Below are 18,630 nucleotides of genomic sequence, written 5' to 3'. Positions count from 1 at the left end.
GGCCCCGGCATCCTGCTACGAGGCGTTCTGACGAGAGGCGTCCTGGCGTCGGGCGTAGTCCGCCTGGGCCAGGTACGCGGTCTCCGGCTGCCCGTCGCTGCTCACGCTCTCGATGCCGCAGACCTTGCGCGCGAGGTCCGCCATGCTGCCGGTGGGGGACATCTCGGCACGCTTCATCGTGAGGCTTCGAATGGCCAGCAGGGGCGTGCCGTTGAAGTTCTCGAAGACGCTGATGCGGTCGCCCCAGTCGGACAGGAACATGTCGCGGATCACGCGGCTGATCTTCAGCCGGTCGTGCGGCCTGCCGACCGGTCCGGTCTGCAGCGCCGCCAGCCACGGCCGCAGTTCGGGCCGCTCCCACTGTCCCTCGGTGGGATAGATGAGCGCGGCACGACCGGACAGGTCGATGAGCTCGTGGGTCAGGTCGGTGATGTGCTCGATGTAGTACGCCCGCCCGAAGTCGAACATCAGGACGTTCGGCTTGTAGATGCCGCCAGGAGTGAAGAACCCTTCGTCCTCCGAGGCGATCACATGTGCCTTGAGCGTCTGGAGGAAGCCGGCGAATCGGGCGACCCGGGCCTGGACGGGGGGCAGTTGATAGGTGCCGATGTGCTCGGTGATCAGCAGGGCCAGACCGAGCATCAGCTCGGCCTTCACCATGGCACGCACCAGCGAGTGGTAGTGCAGCCAGTCGAAGACGCGCTGCGGGTACAGCGAGGCGTGCTCGGGGTTGCCGATGTGGAAGACGCGGTTCCAGGGGATGAGTACGTCCTCGAACACGATGATGCTGTCCAGCTCGTCACCCTGCGAGGCGAGCGGGTGCTCCACCTCCTCGCCGTCGCGGACGTTGCTCTCGCGGCAGATGATGGTGACCCCGGGGGTGTTGGGCTTCACCGCCCCGTAGATGATCTGCTCCGACACGATGCCAGGGCGGTAGAAGACGCCGATGTGGATCCAGTCCCCGAAGGCCGCGCCGGTGCTGATCGCCTTCACACCCCGCACGGTGATGCCCTCGTCCGAGGTGGCGACCACCCGCAGCGCGGGGGACTGGGCCTGCGCGGAGTCGCGCGAGCGGTCCGCCTGCGGGTCGACGAAGGCCGGCGTCGCGTTGAGGTCGCCGTCCCGCACCTCGTTCCAGAAGTCGAGGATCCCCCCGGTGAGGTCCCGCCCGTCGGTCCCGACGGACTGGCTGCTCCAGGGCTCCGGGTCGTCGACGTAGGTCAGCAGGACGTAGTTGTTGACATCCGGCGTGCGCGGGATCGCCCCGCCGCCCAGTTCCCGCTGCACCGTCTCCAGGTAGCGCCGCTTGCGCAGCAGGTCCTCCTTGGAGCGGTGCTGGAACCACGTCATGGACCGCCGGACACCGTCCTCGTCCAGGAACGTCATGACGTCCTGGAGGTCGGGACGGTGGTGCAGATCGTAGAAGTCGGCGATGCTCCGGGCGTACGCCCTCGTCCTGGGGTGCGTCGCCACGTTGTCGACGAGCTCGTCACCCACCCACACCGTGCGGCCGTCGTTCAGTGCCGCCAGGTATTCCTTGCCTGTACGCACGTCATGTTCCTCTCGGGGGCAACAGATCTGGACGCCCCGAACCATGCGTCGCGACGGGGTGAGCGGACGGCGCGGAACCGACAATCACCCGGGTGAAAGCGCCGAGCACACGGGAACCGGCGTTGAGGGGGATGTGGCCGTGCGGCATGCTGGCCCCATGCGCAGCACAGACCCCGCGGGCGACCGGCCCGGCGGGCGTGGGAACCAGGCCATGAACGGGCTGCGCCTCAGGGGACGGGGCCGAGAGATGGCCGCTGCCCGTGAGGCCCTGGACGCGGTGCGTGGCGGACGGGGTGCCTGCGTCGTCGTGGAAGGCGCACCCGGCGTCGGCAAGAGCCGGCTGCTCGCGGAGCTGGACGACATGGCACGGCGGTCCGGGTTCGACGTGGTGTCCGTACGGGCCGACGAACTCGACCAGTACGCCGCTGGAGCCGCCCTGCAGTCCGCACTGCAGCCATCCGACGGTTCCGAACAAGCGGCCGCGGCCACCGACGACCAGCGGCTGTGGCTGCTGGACAGCATCACGGACGCTCTGGAGACCCGTGCCCAGCGCGCCCCGGTGGCCGTGCTGGTGGACGATGCGCAGTGGGCGGATCCGGCCACGCTCCTGCTGCTCCGCACCCTGCCCCGGAGACTGGCGGCTTCGCGGATCCTGTGGGTGCTGGCGGTACGGTCGGAGACCGAGCGGCCGACCGTCGCCAGGGTGCGGGAGGACCTCGAACACCTCGGGGCCCGGTGGCTGACCCTCGGCCCCCTGCCGCAGCAGGAGCTGCAGCACATCGCGGCCGACGTCCTCGGGGCGAAATCGTCACCCGGGCTGGCCCGGCTCCTGGGGGGCGTCGCGGGCAATCCGTTCCTGGCGATCGAACTGGTGCGCGCCTTCGCCGACACGGACGCCGTCAAAGTGGAGGCGGGCGTGGCGAGCCTGCTGCACGACGGCATTCCCGTCGGTTTCCGGCGGAGCGTCGCCGCGCGTCTGGACCGGCTCCCGGAGGATGCCGTGCGCCTGCTCCAGATCGGGTCCGTCCTCGGCCGGGAGTTCGACCTCGGTACGGCCGCCCGCATGCTCGGCAGGCCGGTCGGCAGCCTGCTGTCAGGCGTCGAGGCGGCCCTGAACGCCGGTCTGCTCTCGGGCGACGGCCCGCGACTGGCGTTCCGCCACGACCTCATGCGGCAGGCCGTCCACGAGAATCTGGCGCCGGCCGTACGGGCCGCTCTGCACCGGGAGGCCGCCGACATCCTGCGTGGCATCGGGGCACGATCGGCCGAGGTGGCCTGGCACGTCGTCCTGTCGGGCGGCCCGGTCGACGACGACGCCGTGACCACATTGACCACCGCGGTACGGGAACTGTCCTCGTCCGCCCCCGACGCGGCCGCGGACCTGGCTCAGCAGATCGCCGGACTGCTGCCCCTGCACGACCGGCGGCGCATCGCCCTGCTGACCGACGCCGCCGAGTACCTCGGCCGGACCCGCCGGGTCCACCAGGCGCTCGACCTGGTCGACGCCACCCTGTCGGACCGGCTGGAGCCGCTCCAGGATGCGCGTCTGCGCCTGGTGGCCGCCGAGATCCACCAGGCCGCGGGGGACGACGCCGCCGCGATGACGCATCTCCAGCAGGCTCTGGCCCTTCCCGGGCTGCCGGCCGACCTGCGGGTACGGCTGCTGAAGACCAAGGCGACGGGCCACGTGTACCTCGGGGACATCACCGCTGCCGAGCAGACCGACATCGGGCTGGTCGAGGCCTCCTACCGCAGCAAGGACCCGGCCGTCGTCGTCAGCGCCATGGTGTTCCAGTCACAGACGTTCTTCTACCGTGGGCGTCTCGCCCGCGCCCTCGAGCTCGCCGAGGAGGCCACGGCACGCGCCGGCACGGAGTCCGGCGTACTCCACCTGCGGCCTCCGCGGATTCCCGCGCTGTGGCTGGCCACGGTGCTGACCGCCACCGACCGGCTCGCGGACACCGAGCGGGTGCTGCGGGAGGGGCAGCGCGAAGCGGAGGCGCTGGGCCTGGGCTGGTCACTTCCCCACTGGCATGCGAGCCGTGCCTGCACGCTGTTCGAACAGGGGGCGCTGGACGACGCGGCCGTGGAGGCCGAGTCCAGTCTCATGGTGGCCGACGAACTCGAGATCACCCAGCTGAATCCCCAGGCCCTCTCTGTGCTGGCGTTGGTGGAGATCAGACGCGGTGACCTCGCCAAAGCCAGGGACCAGCTCCGCGCCGCCGAAGCCGGTTCCGGCACAAGCGCCCAGCGGTTCGGCCTGTGGGTGTCGATCGCGCGCGCCTGCCTGGCCGACGCGGAGGGCCGGAACGCCGCAGCGGCAGCGGCGCTGGGCGGCAGCTTCACGGACGCCGAGCCGACACAGCTGCTTGCGGTGCCGCCGTCCCACTGGCCCGGGATCGCGCGCATGGCGCTCCGCGGCGAGGACCGGTCGCTCGCGCAGGCCGTGTCCGACGCGTTGCGCACCCTCGCCGAACAGGACGACAGCCAGCAGATCATCGGGACCGTCCGTGCCCATGCGGACGGCCTGCTCCACAACGACCGGGGTGCACTTGAGTCCGCCGTCACCGGTTACCGGAGCACCGGCAGGCTGCTGGCCCTGGCCGCGGTCTGCGAGGACCTCGGGGATCTCGTGGCCGCGTCGGGCGACACCACGTCGGCGATCCCGTACTTCGAAGAGGCGGGTGAGCTGGCGTCGGCTTCCGGAGCCCTGCGCGATCACGAACGGATCATGCGGCGCCTCAGACAGTTCGGCGTGCGCACAGCTGCCCCACGGCACCACACGACCGGCGCACCGGGATGGGAGAGCCTGACCGAGTCCGAGCGGAAGCTCATTCCGCTCGTCGTGGAGGGCCTGACCAACCGGGCCATCGCCGACCGGCTCTACGTGTCCGTGCACACCGTCAACACGCATATGAAGCACATCTTCACCAAACTCGGCATCAACACACGAGTCGAGCTGACCCGGCTGGCGATCGAACGGGGCGGCATCTCCGACGGGGCGCACTGAGCGACGCCTGCGGCGGCGGGGCGCGGCGGCGAGGATCCCGTGAATGGGCGATGCCGGCGCCTGACGTACGAGTGATGCTGGTCGCGACGGTGCCCCAGGCACGGCGCCGTCAGCGAGCCGATCACAAGCGGACGGCTGAGCCCGGAGACCGACCGGGTCGTTCCCCCGGCGCAGACCGGGCCGGGTACCAGGCACTCGAGGAGGGGCACCGGCGTGGCAGGACTTTCCCCCGTGTCGCGGACGGATGGTCAACCGCGGCCGGTTCGGTGCAGCCGGGGCCACGAGCGCGGCTCCGCACGGATACACCCTGGCGCTGTGGACCGCCACCGCCGTGACGTCGTCCGATCGCGGCGTCCCAGGGACGGCCGAAGTCCTGGCACTCCTCGCCGGTGCGACGCTCGCCTTCGTCGGGCTGTGTGTTGTCGCGTAGGGCGGCTCCCCCCTCCATCTGCTCGCTGTCAGCGCCCAGTTCCGCTGCTCCGCAGTTCGCCGGATCACGTAGGTTCCGTCCGGCCCCCGACAGTGTCGCCGGCGGTGGTGTGTGTGGGCGGCCACTGCAGCAGGGCGATCAGGGAGTGTGCCCGATGGATGAGGAAGGCGGCGAGCGGCAGTTCGGTGGCCAGGGCAAGGCCTCCCGCCATCCAGACGTCCTCGGTGCCGGCGTCGAGCGAGATGTCGAACCAGGTGTCGCAGATCAGCAGGACCGCGGTGGCATGCGCGTACAGGATGGCCGAACGGCGGCGGCGCCAGGCCAGCAACGCCGTGGATGCCAACGCCATGATGAGCAGCGCGTCGAATCCGACCCAGGTCAGGCGCCATTCGTGCACGTGGTGGGACGACGGCAGCGTCAGACCCAGCATCACGGTCCACGGTATGAGACAGGCGGCGCACGCGGCGAGCAGCTCAGCGGTGTGCCTCCTGCGACGGTCCGGCGTGAGGCCGCGGCGGCCGGTGTGTTCCTTGGTCACTTGCGGTCCGTCCTCACGCACTTCCTCCGACACCGGCAGGTTTCCCGGATTCCACAGGGGCACAGCCGTGGACGTCGTTCCGGACCTCCCCGCGGTGTGCCACGGAACATCCGGGACCGGGCGATGCCGACGCCGCCCCACTACGCCACCCCGAACGTCTTCAGCTGCTCCCAGATCCACGGGTAGAAGCGGTCGTACGTGGCGCGGTCCCAGGCGTGTCCACGGTGTTCGCCGTGGTGCCCACCGGCGGTTCCCGTCTCCGCCACCGCACCCACCCGGGCAGGGAGGCGCGCGTCGGCCGGAAAAGCAGCCGCGTTCGCGGAACCCCCCGCGGTGAGGAGGACGCCTCCGGCGAACGCCAGAGAAGCCGCGGCGGTCGCGATGTGCCGTACCAGCTTGTTCTTGGTGCGCAAAATAATCACTCCGTAATTTCCCGAGGAGTAGTAACTGCCAGCGCGACCAGTGTCGAGCGGGAAGGCGCGCAATGCATCGCATGATCTGGTGACTGACTGCTGCCCAGGTGGGCCCATGCCGCGGGTATGCATCGTGGGCTTCACCTGAGATCTGGTAGTCGCATGAATCACTAGATTGCGCGATGTCTTCAGTTCCTTTCCGGTTCACTCTGCCCAGGGAGTTGATATCGCTTGAGTCATCTTGGCTCGGCGGCCGTCTGCAGAAGAAAAGTGCCATACGAAACCAGATCGGGGTCGGGGGCGTGGAGGGCCAGGATGTCCAGGCGCAGTAGCAAAATCGAGTTCGTAGGCTCGCAGGGCGTCCCGCTGGTGGCACGCCTGGACCTGCCGGAGGGGACGCCTTGGGCGTACGCCGTATTCGCCCCCTGCTTCACATGCGGCAAGGACTGGTTGGCAGCCGCTCGGATCTGCCGGGAGTTGGCCGAACGCGGAATCGCGGTCCTCAGTGTGGACTTCGCCGGCATCGGCGAGTCCGGGGGTGACTTCGCCGACAGTACGTTCAGTTCCGATGTGGACGATCTCGTGCGTGCCGCCGACCACCTGCGTGAGCACTTCACGGCTCCGTCGATCCTCATCGGGCATTCGCTGGGCGGCGCGGCCGTGCTGGCCGCCGCACACCGGATACCCGAGACGGCGGCGGTGGCCACGATCGCTGCGCCTGCGGACCCGGAGCACGTCGTGCGCGCTTTCGGCGGCAGGCGGGACGAGATCGAGCGGAACGGGGAGGCCGAGGTGAGTCTCGGAGGCCGCGTGTTCCACATCCGTCGGGAATTCCTCGACGACATCGGCACGCAGCCTCAGGCCGAGCGCATCCGCCGGCTGCGTCACGCGCTCCTGGTGCTGCACTCGCCGATCGACGAGACGGTGAGTGTGGAGAACGCCCAGCAGATCCTCGACGCGGCACGGCATCCCAAGTCCTTCGTCGCGATCGACGGGGCCGACCATCTGCTCACCGATCGTGCCGACGCGCGCTATGTCGCGACGATGCTGGCCGCATGGGCCGGCCGTTACGCACACGGTTCGGTCCAGGCCGGGCCGGCGTGACGGAATTCGCACACGCCGAGCTGATAGGACTTCCGTCCGCCGAATGTGCCGCATATCGCATCAATGACACATTGTGACGCGGACTTCGACGGCTGTACGTTTCACAGGTGATGAGAATTTCAGCGATCGTATTCATTGGGGCTGTGGCAGTCACATTCGGAGCCTTCGCGTCGACCGTGTCTGCCTGGTGGTGGCCGGCCGCCTTGCTCTTCGCGGTGTTGGCGGGTGTGGGTGCCTATGATCTCCTCCAAAAGCGCCACTCGGTGCTGCGCAACTACCCCGTGCTGGGACATGTGCGCTTCATGCTGGAGTCGATCCGGCCGGAGTTGCAGCAGTATTTCATCGAGCGCAATTACGACGGCCGTCCCTACGACCGGGATGTGCGCAGTCTCGTCTATCAGCGCGCCAAGGGCTTGGAGGCGGAGCAACCGTTCGGGACCGAACGGAACGTCTATGCCGAAGGCTACGAGTACTTCGAGTCGTCGATGAGGCCACGCCCGGTGCAGGCGGAGCAGCCGAGGGTCCGCATCGGCGGTCCAGACTGCACCAAGCCCTACGACATGGCGTTGCTCAACGTCTCGGCAATGAGTTTTGGTTCGCTGTCCGCCAATGCCATCCTCGCCCTGAACCGGGGCGCCGCCCTCGGCGGATTCGCTCACGACACCGGTGAGGGCGGCCTGTCGGAATACCATCTGCGGCACGGCGGGGACCTGGTGTGGGAGATCGGCACCGGATACTTCGGCTGCCGCACCACGGACGGCCGTTTCGACCGGGCGCGGTTCGCGGACAAGGCCGCTCACGACAGCGTGAAGTGCGTGTCCCTGAAGCTCTCCCAGGGGGCCAAGCCCGGCATCGGAGGAGTGCTGCCCGGAGAGAAGGTCACCGCCGAGATAGCCCGGGTACGCGAAGTCCCTGAAGGCCGGACCGTCATCTCGCCCCCGTACCACGAGGTCTTCAGTACTCCGCGGGAACTGATCCGGTTCCTCGCCGAGATGCGCGAGTTGTCCGGGGGCAAGCCGGTCGGCTTCAAGCTCTGTGTGGGCTCCCGGCGGGAGTTCCTGGCGGTGTGCAAGGCCATGATCGAGGAGGGCACCGCGCCGGACTTCATCATCGTCGACGGAGCGGAGGGCGGCACCGGAGCCGCCCCGCTGGAGTTCGCCGACCATCTGGGCAGCCCCCTCACCGAGGGACTCATCACCGTCCACAACGCTCTGGTCGGCGCCGGCTTGCGGGACCGGATCAGGATCGGCGCCAGCGGCAAGGTGGCCACCGGAGCCGACATCGTCAAGCGCATGGTGCAAGGCGCCGATTTCACCAACGCGGCTCGCGCCATGATGTTCGCGATCGGCTGCATCCAGGCGCAGAGCTGCCACACCAACACCTGCCCCGCCGGAGTCGCCACACAAGACCCGCGCCGCGCCCGCGCGTTGCACGTCGACGACAAGTCGGTCCGGGTCCAGCGCTTCCAGTCCGCCACGGTGAACAGCTCCCTGAAGATCATCGCCTCGCTGGGCGTGAACGGACCGGCCGAGCTGCGCCCGCACATGCTGCGTCGGCGCGTGGATCCGGTCACGGTCCGCTCCTACGCGGAGCTCTATGAATGGCTGGACCCGGGGCAATTGCTGATCGAGCCGCCGGAGTCCTGGGCGGTGGACTGGAAGGCCGCAGATCCTGATCGCTTCGCCGCTTGACTGGTCTTGCCGCGGTGAGCGGGCGGGGTGCGCCATCGACGCCGGCGCCCCGTCGCTCTTCGCCGTGTCCAAGTCGCAGCCCGTGCACGGCCCGCGCATCGACCCCGTCCTCGCCCAGGCCCCGCCCGAGGCATGGCGGCATCTGTCGGCGGGTGCGGGAGCCAAGGGCGAACGGTTCTACGACTGGGCAGCCGCCCGCTTGCCCGCAGTGTGGGAGTTCGACGGCGACGAGCCGACCCGGCAGCGGCGGATGCTGGCCCGCCGCAGCATGAGCGAGCCCGACGAAATCGCGTACTACCTCGCCTGCGTCCCGCTGGCGGCCACTGTCGTAGACGTACGAGGTCCGCCGCAACATGGGATGGTGCCAGCACATCACGCCCACCATGCTCGCCCACGCGTTCCTCGCGGTGAAGGCCGTCCAGAAGTGAAAAAAAATGGGGTGACCCGGCCGACGCACCCGACCTCGTGGACCTCACACCAGCTGAAATCCATCGTCTGCCGGCAGCTGAAGCCCGCCACCCTCCTGCATGCCGCGACCACGCGGTGAACTGGTCGGGACGGCGGCGTAGCCGCCAAGTACGTGTCCGCCGCTGCCACTGGATGCGGCGCGGACACACGTTGGTGGGACAGCCCGTCCAAGACCGTCCCACCCATGTCAAACCCTCGCTACGCTCCCCAGCTCTGACTGGCTCACCGCTACTGCACCATCCCCGGTTTGGCGCTCCCATACTGGGCCGTGACGGACGACGTTCAGCGGGAATCCTCCGAGAGCTCAAATTTCCATCTGCCGATGGAGTCACAGCGCAGGCGCCGTATTTCGGTCCAAGCCTGGTCAAGAACGAGGTGCTTGCGTCGTCCACGTTCGGCGGGTGTCTCCGCCCGTTCGGCGGCGATCCGCCGAGCCTGTTGCTGGTTCCTGGCGTTGTCGACCAGGTAGAAGCACCGAATTGTACGATCGGGGGCAATGTGGTAGCGGAATCCGATCAACCAGATGACGGTGTCAATCATTGTCGGCTCATCAGCTTCAACTAGGGGATGGGGGAATGGCACACTGTGTCAGTGATTCTCCTGGCCGACTGCCAGCCACGCTGAAAGCCAGGGCTCCAGTCCATCCGTGAATGTTTGGCCTGCCTCATACTTCGGAGAGTCGAGATCGGTGGTGGCGCACTCCGAAATGCGGGTGTGACAAGACGAGGAAGGTTGGGACCCAGCTGGCGTGGAGCTCAGGGCGCCGTCAGTACCGCTCATCGTGCAAAACACCCCCGACTTCTATCAGGAACTAAATACCAACACCATCAGTGTTCGCTGTGCATCGCATAATCTAGTGAGCGGTCCTTGCGCAGTCAGCACTCCTGGCGTGGAGCTCTCTGTGGGCATCGCGAGAGATCTAATGACGCAGGGTGATGCTCTCGCCAATTAGTCGTCAAGGCCGTGTGCCGAGGGTCATCAAGTCGTGAGCTGGGCTTTCTCCCTGGTGTGCCGCGTCGAGTTCGCGCAGCACGCGGTAGGCCTGGATGAGGAGCTTGCGGCCCACCGCAAGCTGGTGCCGCTCCTTCAGCCGTCAATGACGGGGGCGAGGTTCTGGCCACGATGAGACTCCCTCTCCTCCGCATGGACTGGGCAGTGACCGGGTCTACACGCCGGCGCAGCGTGCGCTGGCACACTGAGCGGGTTCACATGCGGCCGGCGAAGCGATGATCTTGCACGCCGTGGCGGACTGGAAGCGGTGGACCCGAGCCGATGTTCCGTGGACGTTCAATGCGCTGGCGCGGCGCGGGTCCTGGGTGGCGAGGCCGACGGGGCAGGCGTTGGTGCGGCAGATATGCGCTGGATGCGTTCGTCGGCGAGGGGTGGAGGGCTGGGCTGCTTTTGGCGCTGCCGGTTGCTCGGGCTGTGATGCTGGGGCGGGGAGTTCGCGTTGACGGACACCCAGGGTCAGTTGACGTGTCTGAGCTCCGTGAGCTGGTCCCAGACCCAGGGGTAGAAGCGGTCGAAGCGGTCGTAGGCGTAGCGGCCGTGGTGCCCGTCCGAGGGGTTCCCGTTGACGTGTCTGAGCTCCGTGAGCTGGTCCCAGACCCAGGGGTAGAAGCGGTCGAAGCGGTCGTAGGCGCAGCGGCCGCAGTGCCCGTCCGAGGGGTTCCCGCGGTGGCGGTAGCCCTCACTCCTGACTCCGCCGTACCCGCCGTGGTTCCAGCCGGTGGCTCCCGTCCCCGCAACCACACCTGATTGGGCGGGGGTGGGCGTGTCCGCCGGAAAAGCGGCCGCACTCGCGGAACCGCCGGCAGCGAAGAGAGCACCTGTGGCGACCGCAAGAGACGCGGTCGCGATCCCGATGCGATGTGCGATCTTTTCCATGGTCATTTCTCCTTGTTTTATCGATCGCTCACAGGAATCACTATGGATCGGAAAAGAGCGGGGAGCATCGCACGATCGAGTGATTGGTCGGAGTGCGACCCGCCGCCCTTCTTCAAGGCGTCCCTTTCGGGCTTGACCGCAGAAAGATCGAGTCAGGGAGATCCCTGTGTGCGTCGTCGAGTATGTCGTCGCCATCGCACGGTCACCAGTAAGGAGGAGTTACTCGCGACAGGGGAGGGAACGGTCGGACCCATCGCCAGATCATGTGATGCGCCTCAGTTCCTTGCCATGCCATTCTGACCAGGCAGAAAACCAGTAGCCACGTTTCCCTCGCCCGCGCGGATGTCGGGTGTGCCCGGCAGGTCTTGCGGGCCTGCAGTGCGGGTGACGGCCGGCTCGCTGTCCGGGCCGTCAAGGACTTCGAGTCGCCGGTAGGAACCGAGCCCTCCGCACGAATGAACGGCCGCAGATGAGCGATCAGACGAAAGTGATGGTCCTGGGAGTGATCGCACTCGTCCTCGGTGTCAGCCTTGTTCTCGTACTGCAGCATGCCTGGACGCACTGATGGACATCGCTCCCGAGGCTCGCCTGGGCCTTTCTGAGAGGCCGCATTGGGCGTACGCCGTATTCGCCTCTGCGCGTGCGGCAAGGACTGGTTGGCGGCCGCCCGGATCTGCCGGGGAGCCGGCCGGACACGGAATCGCGGTCCTCGATGCGACTCACCCCGTCCCATGCACCGCCCCACGACCGCCTCACCCCACGGGGCACCGTCTTAGCTTTGCTTCCGTCTCAACTCAGCGGTACCCGGGCGGTGTTCGGCGCGGGCCACCAGGCTGCGTTCGAGATCGGGGTCGCCGGTGAGCCGGTGAGCCGGGGAACCACGTCGGTGACCACGGAAACCTCGCCCCTCTCGATCGCCTGATACCACGAGATCCAGGTCTCGATCTGCTCTCCGCTCATGCCCAGTCGCCATCGCCGTGCGAGGGCTTCCTCGAGGGTCTCGGGTTCGTAGCGGTAGGGCCGACCGGTGGCTGCGGCGATCCGGGTGACCGCTTCGTCGAGAGTCAGGGCCTCGGGCCCGGTGATCTCAAGGGTCGCGCCGTCGTGCTCGGAGTGCGGACCGTCCTCGAGGGCGACGGCCGTGATCACGTCGGCGATGTCCTCATGGGTGACGAAGGCGGCCCGGCCAGTCGTCGCAGGACCGCTCACGACAAATTGCTCGTTGGCGAGGGCCGCAGGCGTCGACGCGTAGAAGCCCACCCGGAGCACTGTGTGGCGGATCCCGGCCCCTGCCAGGAACTGTTCGGTCAGCCACTGGTCGCGGGCGTTGAGGTAGGTGGCGGTGGGCGCCGCGCTGACGAGGGACACATACAGGACCCGGCCCACGCCGACCGCGATCGCGGCCTCGACCGCGGTGGCGTGTTCTTCCAGCCGGCGACCCGTACGGTGTCCGGAGACCAGGATGAGGGTCGACGCGCCCTCGAGCGCCCTGCGCATGTCCGCGGCGTCGGCGTAGGCGGCCGGACCGCGTCGCCGGGCGCCTGGCAGTTCGGGCATGCGGTCGGGACAACGTCCAGGAGACTCGGGCGGCCATCCAGGACGCCGCCTTGCGCTCGTTCGTCCAACACGGTTACGGGAGAGTCACCGTCAGTGACATAGCGCGTGAGGCGGAGACAGCCGTTCCTACGGTGTATGCGAGCACCGGAGGCAAGTCTTCGATCCTGTCCCATCTCATCAGCGAGGGCATGAGCGCATCGGTCGCCGAGGACACACTCGCGGCGGCAGGCGCTACCCGCGATCCCCGCGAGGTCGTGGCGGTGACCACCCACGGGGTGCGGGTGGACAACGAGCGGCACTTCGCCCTCCTGCAGGTTGGTCACTGCCGCTGCACTCGAGGCAACCGCGGTGGAAACCCTCACCCGTGCCGACTGTGTCTACCGCGAGGCTCTGGCGAAAGTCGCCGCACGGCTGGAAGATCTGGAAGTCCTCAAGGAGGGCCTGACCATCGACCGCGGGACCGACATCCTGTGGTTCTATCTCGGACATCAGTCTTGGCGGGTGTACGTGGCGGACTGCGGCTGGTCGTGGAACGAAACCGAAGAGTGGCTGGCGGGTCAGGTGTCGGCCGCCGTACTCAGCGACCGCTCTTCGTGATCACGCCAGGGAGTCGCCCATAGGGCGGCGTTAAAGGTCCAGGACAACGTCCTGAGCGGGTTTGGAGCAGCAGATGAGGATGTTTCCGTCGCCCGGCGGCTCGACGGGATCGGGTGAGTAGTCAACGCTCCCCGACATCAGGGCGAGCTCGCATGTGTGGCACACGCCGGTGCGGCACGACCACTGGACCGGGACGTCGCAGGCTTCGGCGAGTTCGAGCAGGGAGTTGCGGGCGTCGTCCCACGAAACGGTCAGCCCACTGCGTGTGAACGAGACGGAAGGGCCGGTGCCGGCAGGGCCCGGGGGCTGGTGCGGCGCCCTTGGCGGCGGCGCGCCCTTGATCCCCGGGGTGATCGAGGGACCGGCGCTGAAGTTCTCGGTGTGCACGCGCGATGCTTGCAGGCCGGCCTTGACCAGGGCGTCGGTGACATCGTCCATGAAGGTCACCGGCCCGCACACGTAGGCATCGGCATCGGTGGGCAGGCCCAGGCCGAGGAGCCGCTCGCTCGTCATGCGACCCGCCTGCGCGTAGTCCTCGCCCTGCCGGTCTTCGGTGTTCGGCCTGCTGTAGTAAATGATCGACCGTGCGTGGTCCAGGCGCTCCACCAGGCTGCGTGCCTCCTGGGCGAAGGGATGCTCCGTGCCGTTGCGGGCGCTGTGCAGCCACCACACCTGCCGTCGGGAGCCGGCGCTCACCAGCGAATGCAGCATGGCGAGCACGGGCGTCACGCCTACCCCGGCGGACACCAGAACCACCGGGCTGTCCCCGTCGGACAGGCAGAACGTGCCGCGGGGCGCGGCGATGTCCAGGCTGTCACCGGCGCGGGCGTGTGCGCGCAGATAGTTGCTCGCCACACCATGTGGTTCCACCTTCACGCTGATCCGGTATGCCCCTGTGCCGGGCCGGCCGGACAGCGAGTAGCTGCGGATCAGCGGTGGCCCATCACCCTGAGGTCGTATTCTCACGGTCAGAAACTGCCCCGGCAGGGCAGCCGGCAGGGCATGGCCCTCGGCTGCGGCCAGGGACAGGCTGATCACACTCTCGCTCTCGGGCCGGACGTCCGTGATCGTCAGGGGGCGGAAGCCGGTCCACGCAGGGGGCGGGGCGCTGGATGCCGCCGTGAGGCCGGCACTGCCCGACGACGAGCCCGACCCCGTTTCGGCCTGCTCCAGAAGCGTGCGCATCGACCCCTGCCAGCCCGGGCTGAGGACGGGGATCCGCAGGGCCCGCTCCACCTGCTCGCGCGTGTGCCCGGGGAGGTAGAGGACCGAGTCGATCTCCTCGACGGTCATCGCTTCCGGGCCGGTGGAGACCTTGACGATCTCCTGCCCGGCCTCCACCTCTCCTTCCTCTATGACACGCAGGTAGAAACCGGGCCGGTGATGGGCCACCAGCAGCGCCGCCATCTGCGGCTCTCCCATGCGCAGGCCGACCCGGTAACACGTCACCCTGGGCTGTGAGACCTCGAAGAGGGCCCCGCCGATGCGGTACCGGTCACCGATGCACACCTCATTGTCGGGGAGCCCGTCGACGGTGAAGTTCTCACCGAAACTTCCGGGCGTCAGGTCGTCGCGTCCCAGCTTCCGCGACCAGAAGCGGTAGGACTCGAGCTGGTAGACCAGCACGGCCCGCATCTCCCCACCGTGCCCGCCCAGGTCCCCCTGACCGTCGCCGTCGATGTTCAGCCGCCGCACCATCCGCGGCCCCGACACGGTCTGCTTGTACACCCCGGTGTACACAGTCCTGCCGTGCCAGGGCACGTCTCTGGGCATCCCCACGTTGACCGCGATCAAGGTCGCCATCCGATCGCCGCCCTCCTTGTGCCCCCGCTTCTGGCGCGCCTCAGCTGAGGACGCGGCCGAGGAATCCGTGGATGTAGCCGCTGATGGCGTCGAGATGCGTCTCCATGGCGAAGTGACCAGCCGGCAGCAGATGGACTTCGGCGTCCGGCAGGTCACGGGAGAAGGCCCGAGCGCCGTCCGGTCCGAAGAGCTCGTCGCGTTCGCCCCAGACCGCGAGCAGCGGCACCTTGCTGGTACGGAAGTACTCCTGGAGCTGCGGACAGCCCTCGATGTTGGTCGGGTAGTTCCGGAACAGCGCCAGCTGCACCTGGTCGTTGCCCGGCCGGTCCAGCAAGGTCTGGTCGTGCAGCCAGGTGTCCGGGCTGACCAGACTCACGTCCTCAGCCCCGTTCTCGAACTGCCAGCGCGTGGTCTTGGCGCCGAACTTCGGCCGCGCACCGGGCTCGGTGTCAGGCCTCGGTGACGTGGCGTATGCGAACAGGTCGTCCCAGAAGGGCGTGGCGAAGCCCTCCATGTATGCGTCACCGCTCTGCGAGATGACGGCCGTCACCTCGTAGGCCGGGTTCAAGGCCAACCGCCAGCCGATCGGGGCACCGTAGTCGTGCACGGAGAGCGAGAAGCGATTGATCCCCAACTCATTGAGCAGCCCCGCGGTGATGTCGGCCAGGTTGTCGAAGGTGTAGCCGAAATCCTCGACTGTGGGCATCGAGGACTGGCCGTACCCGATGTGGTCGGTGGCGAGCACGTGATACCGATCGGCGAGCGCGGGAATGAGATGGCGGAACATGTGGGAACTGCTGGGAAATCCGTGCAAGAGAACCACCGGCGCTTCGCTCGGGCCCGCCTCGCGGTAGAACACCTGTTGGCCGGCGATCGTCGTGGTCCGGTGGTACGTAGGGAGCATGCCGGCCTCCCTCCCCAGGGATTCCACTTCTACGGCCCGCGGGGGGCCTGCCGCACGTTGCCCACGCTAGACCCGGCCTCCGGCAGTGGCCACTCAGGACCCCAGACGATATGGAACGATGAGTCAAGAATGGCTAGACTGTGCGGATGGCGCGTCCACGGAGCTTCGACGAGAACAGGGTGCTCGATTTGGCGCGTGAGCAGTTCTGGAACCGTGGCTACGCCGCCACGTCGCTGAGCGATCTGGTCGCCGCCACCGGCCTCGGCAAGGGCAGCCTGTACGGCGCGTTCGGCGACAAGCGCCAGCTCTTCCTGAAGCTGCTGAACAGCTACTGCACCGAGCAGATCAGTCACATCCAGCAGGTCCTTGCCGGCTCCGGCACCGCCATGGAGCGCCTGGCGCGCCTGTTCGAGGACGTCGCGCACAGCTACGGCACAGATGCCCAGCGCCGAGGCTGTTTCATGGTCAACAGCGCCTCGGAGCTCCGTGGGCAGGATCCCGACGTGGTCGCCCTGGCTCGGGCGACGTACCAGCGTGTCGAGGACCTTCTTGTGGACCGCGTGAAGGAGGCGCAGCAAGCGGGTGCGCTGGACCCGGGCGCTGACGCACGCGAGCTGGGCCGACTGCTGCTCGCCGCGCTGCAGGGCATCGAGTTCCTCGCGAAGACCAACATGGACACCGCGGCCCTCCTGCAGATCGGATGTACCGCGCTGCGTCAGCTTCCCAGCCCTGACGACGCGTAAGCAGACAACCAGGAAGACGCGCGGTTCACGACGTGGTTCCCTGTCCGGCAGGCGAAGGCATCGACTCCGGCGTGCGGGTTCCTGGGGCGGGAGTCAGGCTGGAGGGAAGAGGCGCCCCCCCGGCCGGACCGGCCCAGGGGTGAGGGTGTGATCTGTGCACAACGGCAGGGACCCGCCATGACCAAGCCCGTCCTCGAGCCAGCCACCCAAGAGGTCGCGGACGCGTCGGCGAAACCGCCGTTCCTCTATGAACTCGGCCCGGAAGGCGCCCGCAAGGTACTGGACGACATCCAGGCGGCACCGGTCGAAAAGCCTGACGTGGAGGACACGTGGATCACGGTGCCCGCCGAGGTGGGCGACGTCCAGGTCCGCATCGTCAAACCCGTCGGTGCAGCCGCGGGCCTGCCGGTCATCCTCTACATTCACGGCGGAGGCTGGATCCTGGGCAACGCCGGGACACACGACAGGATCGTACGGGAGCCGGCCGTCGGCACCGGCGCCGCGATCGCCTTCGTCGAGTACGACCGTTCCCCCGAGGCCCGGTACCCGATGGCGATCGAGCAGGCCTACGCGACCGCACGCCGGCTGACCGCGAACGGCGTGGCCGAGGGCCTGGACGCCTCCCGCATGCCCGTCGCCGGGGACTCCGTAGGCGGCAACATGGCCGCCGCGTTGGCCATCATGGCCAAGCAGCGCGGCGATGTCAGGTTCGTCCACCAGTCGCTGTACTACCCCGTGACCGACGCCGCCCAGGACACCGCAAGCTACCGGGAGTTCGCAGGCGGGCCGTTTCTGACCGCCAGGTCCATGGCCTGGTTCTGGGACGCCTACACCACCGACCCCGCGCAGCGCGCGGAAGCCACCGCCTCACCGCTGCGGGCCAGCCCGGAGGAGCTGTCTGGGCTGCCGCCGGCGCTGGTGATCGTGGATGAGAACGACGTACTGCGCGACGAAGGTGAAGCCTATGCGCGCCGCCTGATCCAGGCCGGCGTGCCCACGACCAGCGTCCGCTACAACGGCATCATCCACGACTTCATGATGCTCAACCCCGTCCGTCCCACCCAGGCGGCGACGGCCGCCATCGAGCAGGCCATCCATACCCTCCGCAAGGCGTTCGGACACAATTCTTGACCGCCCGGTCCATAACTGTTCTACTTGGCCTGCACATGAATTTCCCTCCTGATCCTTCGACGGGTTCCGCTGTTTCCCGCGCGCTTTCAGAACCGGCGATTCATGCGGCTCCTCATCTTGGGGCGACGCTCCAGCTCACCGCTCTGAAAGGTTCCTGATCATGGCCACGCGTGAGGTTGTGGAGAAGTTCTTCGGATTGCTCGCCGCTGGAAACCCGGACGCGGTGGCCGCAGCGTTCGCGGAAGACATCGACTGGTACGTTCCCGGCTCGCCCTCCCTGCCCTGGACCGGACACCGCTCCAAGGGCAGCGACGTGGCGGACTACCTGCGGACCCTCGTGGACAACATCGTCCCGGAGAAAAACGTGGACCAGGTCGAGGCCCTGCTGGTCGACGGCGATCACGCAGTCATGCTGGGTCGGTTCACGCGCGAGGCCAGGAGCACCGGCAAGGTTTACGAAATGCCTGTCGCGATGCACTTCCAGGTGGAGGGCGACAAGATCGTCAAGTTCCACCTCTATGAGGACACCCTCAAGGTCTCGCAGGCTTATGCCAGTTGACAAGCGTCAACTGCTCACCCAGCCCGTGTCCGGAAGATCCCGGACAACAACGGAATAGCCCCGGTGGAGGCGGACGCCTCCCGGTCCAGCTTCGTCCAGGGTGGTTGCAAGTTCCGGGATCGCGTAGATCGTCTGTGCTCAGCGGGAGTTGACGCGACAACAGCACAGGCGCGAGATCGATGATCATCAGGGTGTCTACGCCCGCTGATCACATGGAGGTCCCGTGCCTGCCGCTCCATCCTCC

At 67.9% G+C, this 18,630-nt stretch carries 16 protein-coding genes and 2 pseudogenes; 9 read left to right on the top strand and 9 right to left on the bottom strand.

Features of this window, described 5'->3' with window-relative positions; all coding sequences use genetic code 11:
• Nucleotides 1-15: 15 nt before the first annotated feature.
• On the bottom strand, nucleotides 16-1,551 hold the full coding sequence (locus ACZ4MF_RS37370) for a 4-hydroxyphenylacetate 3-hydroxylase family protein (protein ID WP_467497223.1): 1,536 nt from the start codon (nucleotides 1,549-1,551) through the stop codon (nucleotides 16-18).
• Nucleotides 1,552-1,708: 157 nt separating this feature from the next.
• Here ACZ4MF_RS37370 and ACZ4MF_RS37365 point away from each other — a divergent pair, with 157 nt between their 5' ends.
• On the top strand, nucleotides 1,709-4,561 hold the full coding sequence (locus tag ACZ4MF_RS37365; RefSeq protein WP_467497221.1) for a helix-turn-helix transcriptional regulator: 2,853 nt from the start codon (nucleotides 1,709-1,711) through the stop codon (nucleotides 4,559-4,561).
• Between the two features lie 494 nt (nucleotides 4,562-5,055).
• On the opposite strand, the gene ACZ4MF_RS37360 is transcribed toward ACZ4MF_RS37365, so the two are convergent.
• On the bottom strand, nucleotides 5,056-5,529 hold the full coding sequence (locus ACZ4MF_RS37360; protein WP_467497220.1) for a hypothetical protein: 474 nt from the start codon (nucleotides 5,527-5,529) through the stop codon (nucleotides 5,056-5,058).
• A gap of 140 nt (nucleotides 5,530-5,669) precedes the next feature.
• Nucleotides 5,670-5,942, bottom strand: coding sequence for a hypothetical protein (locus ACZ4MF_RS37355; RefSeq protein WP_467497218.1), 273 nt, complete (start codon nucleotides 5,940-5,942; stop codon nucleotides 5,670-5,672).
• A gap of 270 nt (nucleotides 5,943-6,212) precedes the next feature.
• Here ACZ4MF_RS37355 and ACZ4MF_RS37350 point away from each other — a divergent pair, with 270 nt between their 5' ends.
• The 3 genes and pseudogenes from ACZ4MF_RS37350 to ACZ4MF_RS37340 form a co-directional block, all read left to right on the top strand.
• Nucleotides 6,213-7,046, top strand: coding sequence for an alpha/beta hydrolase family protein (locus ACZ4MF_RS37350; RefSeq protein WP_467497270.1), 834 nt, complete (start codon nucleotides 6,213-6,215; stop codon nucleotides 7,044-7,046).
• A 110-nt stretch (nucleotides 7,047-7,156) separates the two neighbouring features.
• Nucleotides 7,157-8,737 carry an FMN-binding glutamate synthase family protein gene (locus tag ACZ4MF_RS37345; protein ID WP_467497269.1) on the top strand — a complete coding sequence of 527 codons (1,581 nt, stop codon included), beginning with the start codon at nucleotides 7,157-7,159 and terminating at the stop codon, nucleotides 8,735-8,737.
• A 37-nt stretch (nucleotides 8,738-8,774) separates the two neighbouring features.
• A pseudogene (locus tag ACZ4MF_RS37340) lies at nucleotides 8,775-9,284 on the top strand (IS701 family transposase); the annotation flags it as partial.
• A 203-nt stretch (nucleotides 9,285-9,487) separates the two neighbouring features.
• Here the strand turns inward: ACZ4MF_RS37340 and ACZ4MF_RS37335 are convergent.
• The 4 genes from ACZ4MF_RS37335 to ACZ4MF_RS37320 form a co-directional block, all read right to left on the bottom strand.
• A complete protein-coding gene (locus ACZ4MF_RS37335; RefSeq protein WP_467497217.1) occupies nucleotides 9,488-9,745 on the bottom strand; it encodes a hypothetical protein in 258 nt (85 codons plus the stop codon).
• A gap of 625 nt (nucleotides 9,746-10,370) precedes the next feature.
• The gene (locus tag ACZ4MF_RS37330) at nucleotides 10,371-10,559 is read right to left on the bottom strand and encodes a glutamate synthase-related protein (RefSeq protein WP_467497268.1); all 189 of its coding nucleotides are present in this window, start codon (nucleotides 10,557-10,559) and stop codon (nucleotides 10,371-10,373) included.
• Between the two features lie 113 nt (nucleotides 10,560-10,672).
• Nucleotides 10,673-11,092, bottom strand: a complete 420-nt coding sequence (locus tag ACZ4MF_RS37325; protein WP_467497216.1) for a hypothetical protein — start codon at nucleotides 11,090-11,092, stop codon at nucleotides 10,673-10,675.
• Between the two features lie 789 nt (nucleotides 11,093-11,881).
• The gene (locus tag ACZ4MF_RS37320; RefSeq protein WP_467497215.1) at nucleotides 11,882-12,649 is read right to left on the bottom strand and encodes an NAD(P)H-binding protein; all 768 of its coding nucleotides are present in this window, start codon (nucleotides 12,647-12,649) and stop codon (nucleotides 11,882-11,884) included.
• A gap of 50 nt (nucleotides 12,650-12,699) precedes the next feature.
• On the opposite strand from ACZ4MF_RS37320, the pseudogene ACZ4MF_RS37315 reads away from it, so the two are divergent.
• Nucleotides 12,700-12,804, top strand: a pseudogene (locus tag ACZ4MF_RS37315) (helix-turn-helix domain-containing protein); the annotation flags it as partial.
• A gap of 193 nt (nucleotides 12,805-12,997) precedes the next feature.
• Entirely contained in the window at nucleotides 12,998-13,246 is a 249-nt protein-coding gene (locus ACZ4MF_RS37310) for a hypothetical protein (protein WP_467497280.1), read from the top strand.
• Nucleotides 13,247-13,276: 30 nt separating this feature from the next.
• Here ACZ4MF_RS37310 and ACZ4MF_RS37305 read toward each other — a convergent pair whose 3' ends face one another.
• Both ACZ4MF_RS37305 and ACZ4MF_RS37300 read right to left on the bottom strand, forming a co-directional pair.
• Entirely contained in the window at nucleotides 13,277-15,049 is a 1,773-nt protein-coding gene (locus ACZ4MF_RS37305) for an MOSC domain-containing protein (RefSeq protein ID WP_467497213.1), read from the bottom strand.
• Nucleotides 15,050-15,089: 40 nt separating this feature from the next.
• Nucleotides 15,090-15,953: an alpha/beta fold hydrolase gene (locus tag ACZ4MF_RS37300; protein ID WP_467497212.1), complete on the bottom strand. Its 864-nt coding sequence runs from the start codon at nucleotides 15,951-15,953 to the stop codon at nucleotides 15,090-15,092.
• 146 nt (nucleotides 15,954-16,099) lie between these two features.
• On the opposite strand from ACZ4MF_RS37300, the gene ACZ4MF_RS37295 reads away from it, so the two are divergent.
• The 3 genes from ACZ4MF_RS37295 to ACZ4MF_RS37285 all read left to right on the top strand — a co-directional run bounded on the left by ACZ4MF_RS37295 (nucleotide 16,100) and on the right by ACZ4MF_RS37285 (nucleotide 18,386).
• Nucleotides 16,100-16,696: a TetR/AcrR family transcriptional regulator gene (locus ACZ4MF_RS37295; RefSeq protein ID WP_467497210.1), complete on the top strand. Its 597-nt coding sequence runs from the start codon at nucleotides 16,100-16,102 to the stop codon at nucleotides 16,694-16,696.
• A 177-nt stretch (nucleotides 16,697-16,873) separates the two neighbouring features.
• Entirely contained in the window at nucleotides 16,874-17,827 is a 954-nt protein-coding gene (locus ACZ4MF_RS37290; RefSeq protein ID WP_467497208.1) for an alpha/beta hydrolase, read from the top strand.
• A 160-nt stretch (nucleotides 17,828-17,987) separates the two neighbouring features.
• On the top strand, nucleotides 17,988-18,386 hold the full coding sequence (locus ACZ4MF_RS37285; RefSeq protein ID WP_467497206.1) for a nuclear transport factor 2 family protein: 399 nt from the start codon (nucleotides 17,988-17,990) through the stop codon (nucleotides 18,384-18,386).
• The last annotated feature ends 244 nt before the right edge of the window (nucleotides 18,387-18,630 follow it).

The sequence above is a fragment of the Streptomyces sp. NPDC025793 genome (assembly GCF_055558375.1).
This window is presented reverse-complemented; position numbering and strand designations above follow the sequence as displayed.

What these genes read in the sequence shown, in the direction of transcription:
- ACZ4MF_RS37365 (WP_467497221.1), top strand. Translation starts at nt 1,709, where the DNA reads ATGCGCAGCACAGACCCCGCGGGCGACCGGCCCGGCGGGCGTGGGAAC.
- ACZ4MF_RS37345 (WP_467497269.1), top strand. Translation starts at nt 7,157, where the DNA reads ATGAGAATTTCAGCGATCGTATTCATTGGGGCTGTGGCAGTCACATTC.
- ACZ4MF_RS37335 (WP_467497217.1), bottom strand. Translation starts at nt 9,745, where the DNA reads ATGATTGACACCGTCATCTGGTTGATCGGATTCCGCTACCACATTGCC.
- ACZ4MF_RS37325 (WP_467497216.1), bottom strand. Translation starts at nt 11,092, where the DNA reads ATGGAAAAGATCGCACATCGCATCGGGATCGCGACCGCGTCTCTTGCG.
- ACZ4MF_RS37320 (WP_467497215.1), bottom strand. Translation starts at nt 12,649, where the DNA reads ATGCCCGAACTGCCAGGCGCCCGGCGACGCGGTCCGGCCGCCTACGCC.
- ACZ4MF_RS37305 (WP_467497213.1), bottom strand. Translation starts at nt 15,049, where the DNA reads ATGGCGACCTTGATCGCGGTCAACGTGGGGATGCCCAGAGACGTGCCC.
- ACZ4MF_RS37300 (WP_467497212.1), bottom strand. Translation starts at nt 15,953, where the DNA reads ATGCTCCCTACGTACCACCGGACCACGACGATCGCCGGCCAACAGGTG.
- ACZ4MF_RS37295 (WP_467497210.1), top strand. Translation starts at nt 16,100, where the DNA reads ATGGCGCGTCCACGGAGCTTCGACGAGAACAGGGTGCTCGATTTGGCG.
- ACZ4MF_RS37290 (WP_467497208.1), top strand. Translation starts at nt 16,874, where the DNA reads ATGACCAAGCCCGTCCTCGAGCCAGCCACCCAAGAGGTCGCGGACGCG.
- ACZ4MF_RS37285 (WP_467497206.1), top strand. Translation starts at nt 17,988, where the DNA reads ATGGCCACGCGTGAGGTTGTGGAGAAGTTCTTCGGATTGCTCGCCGCT.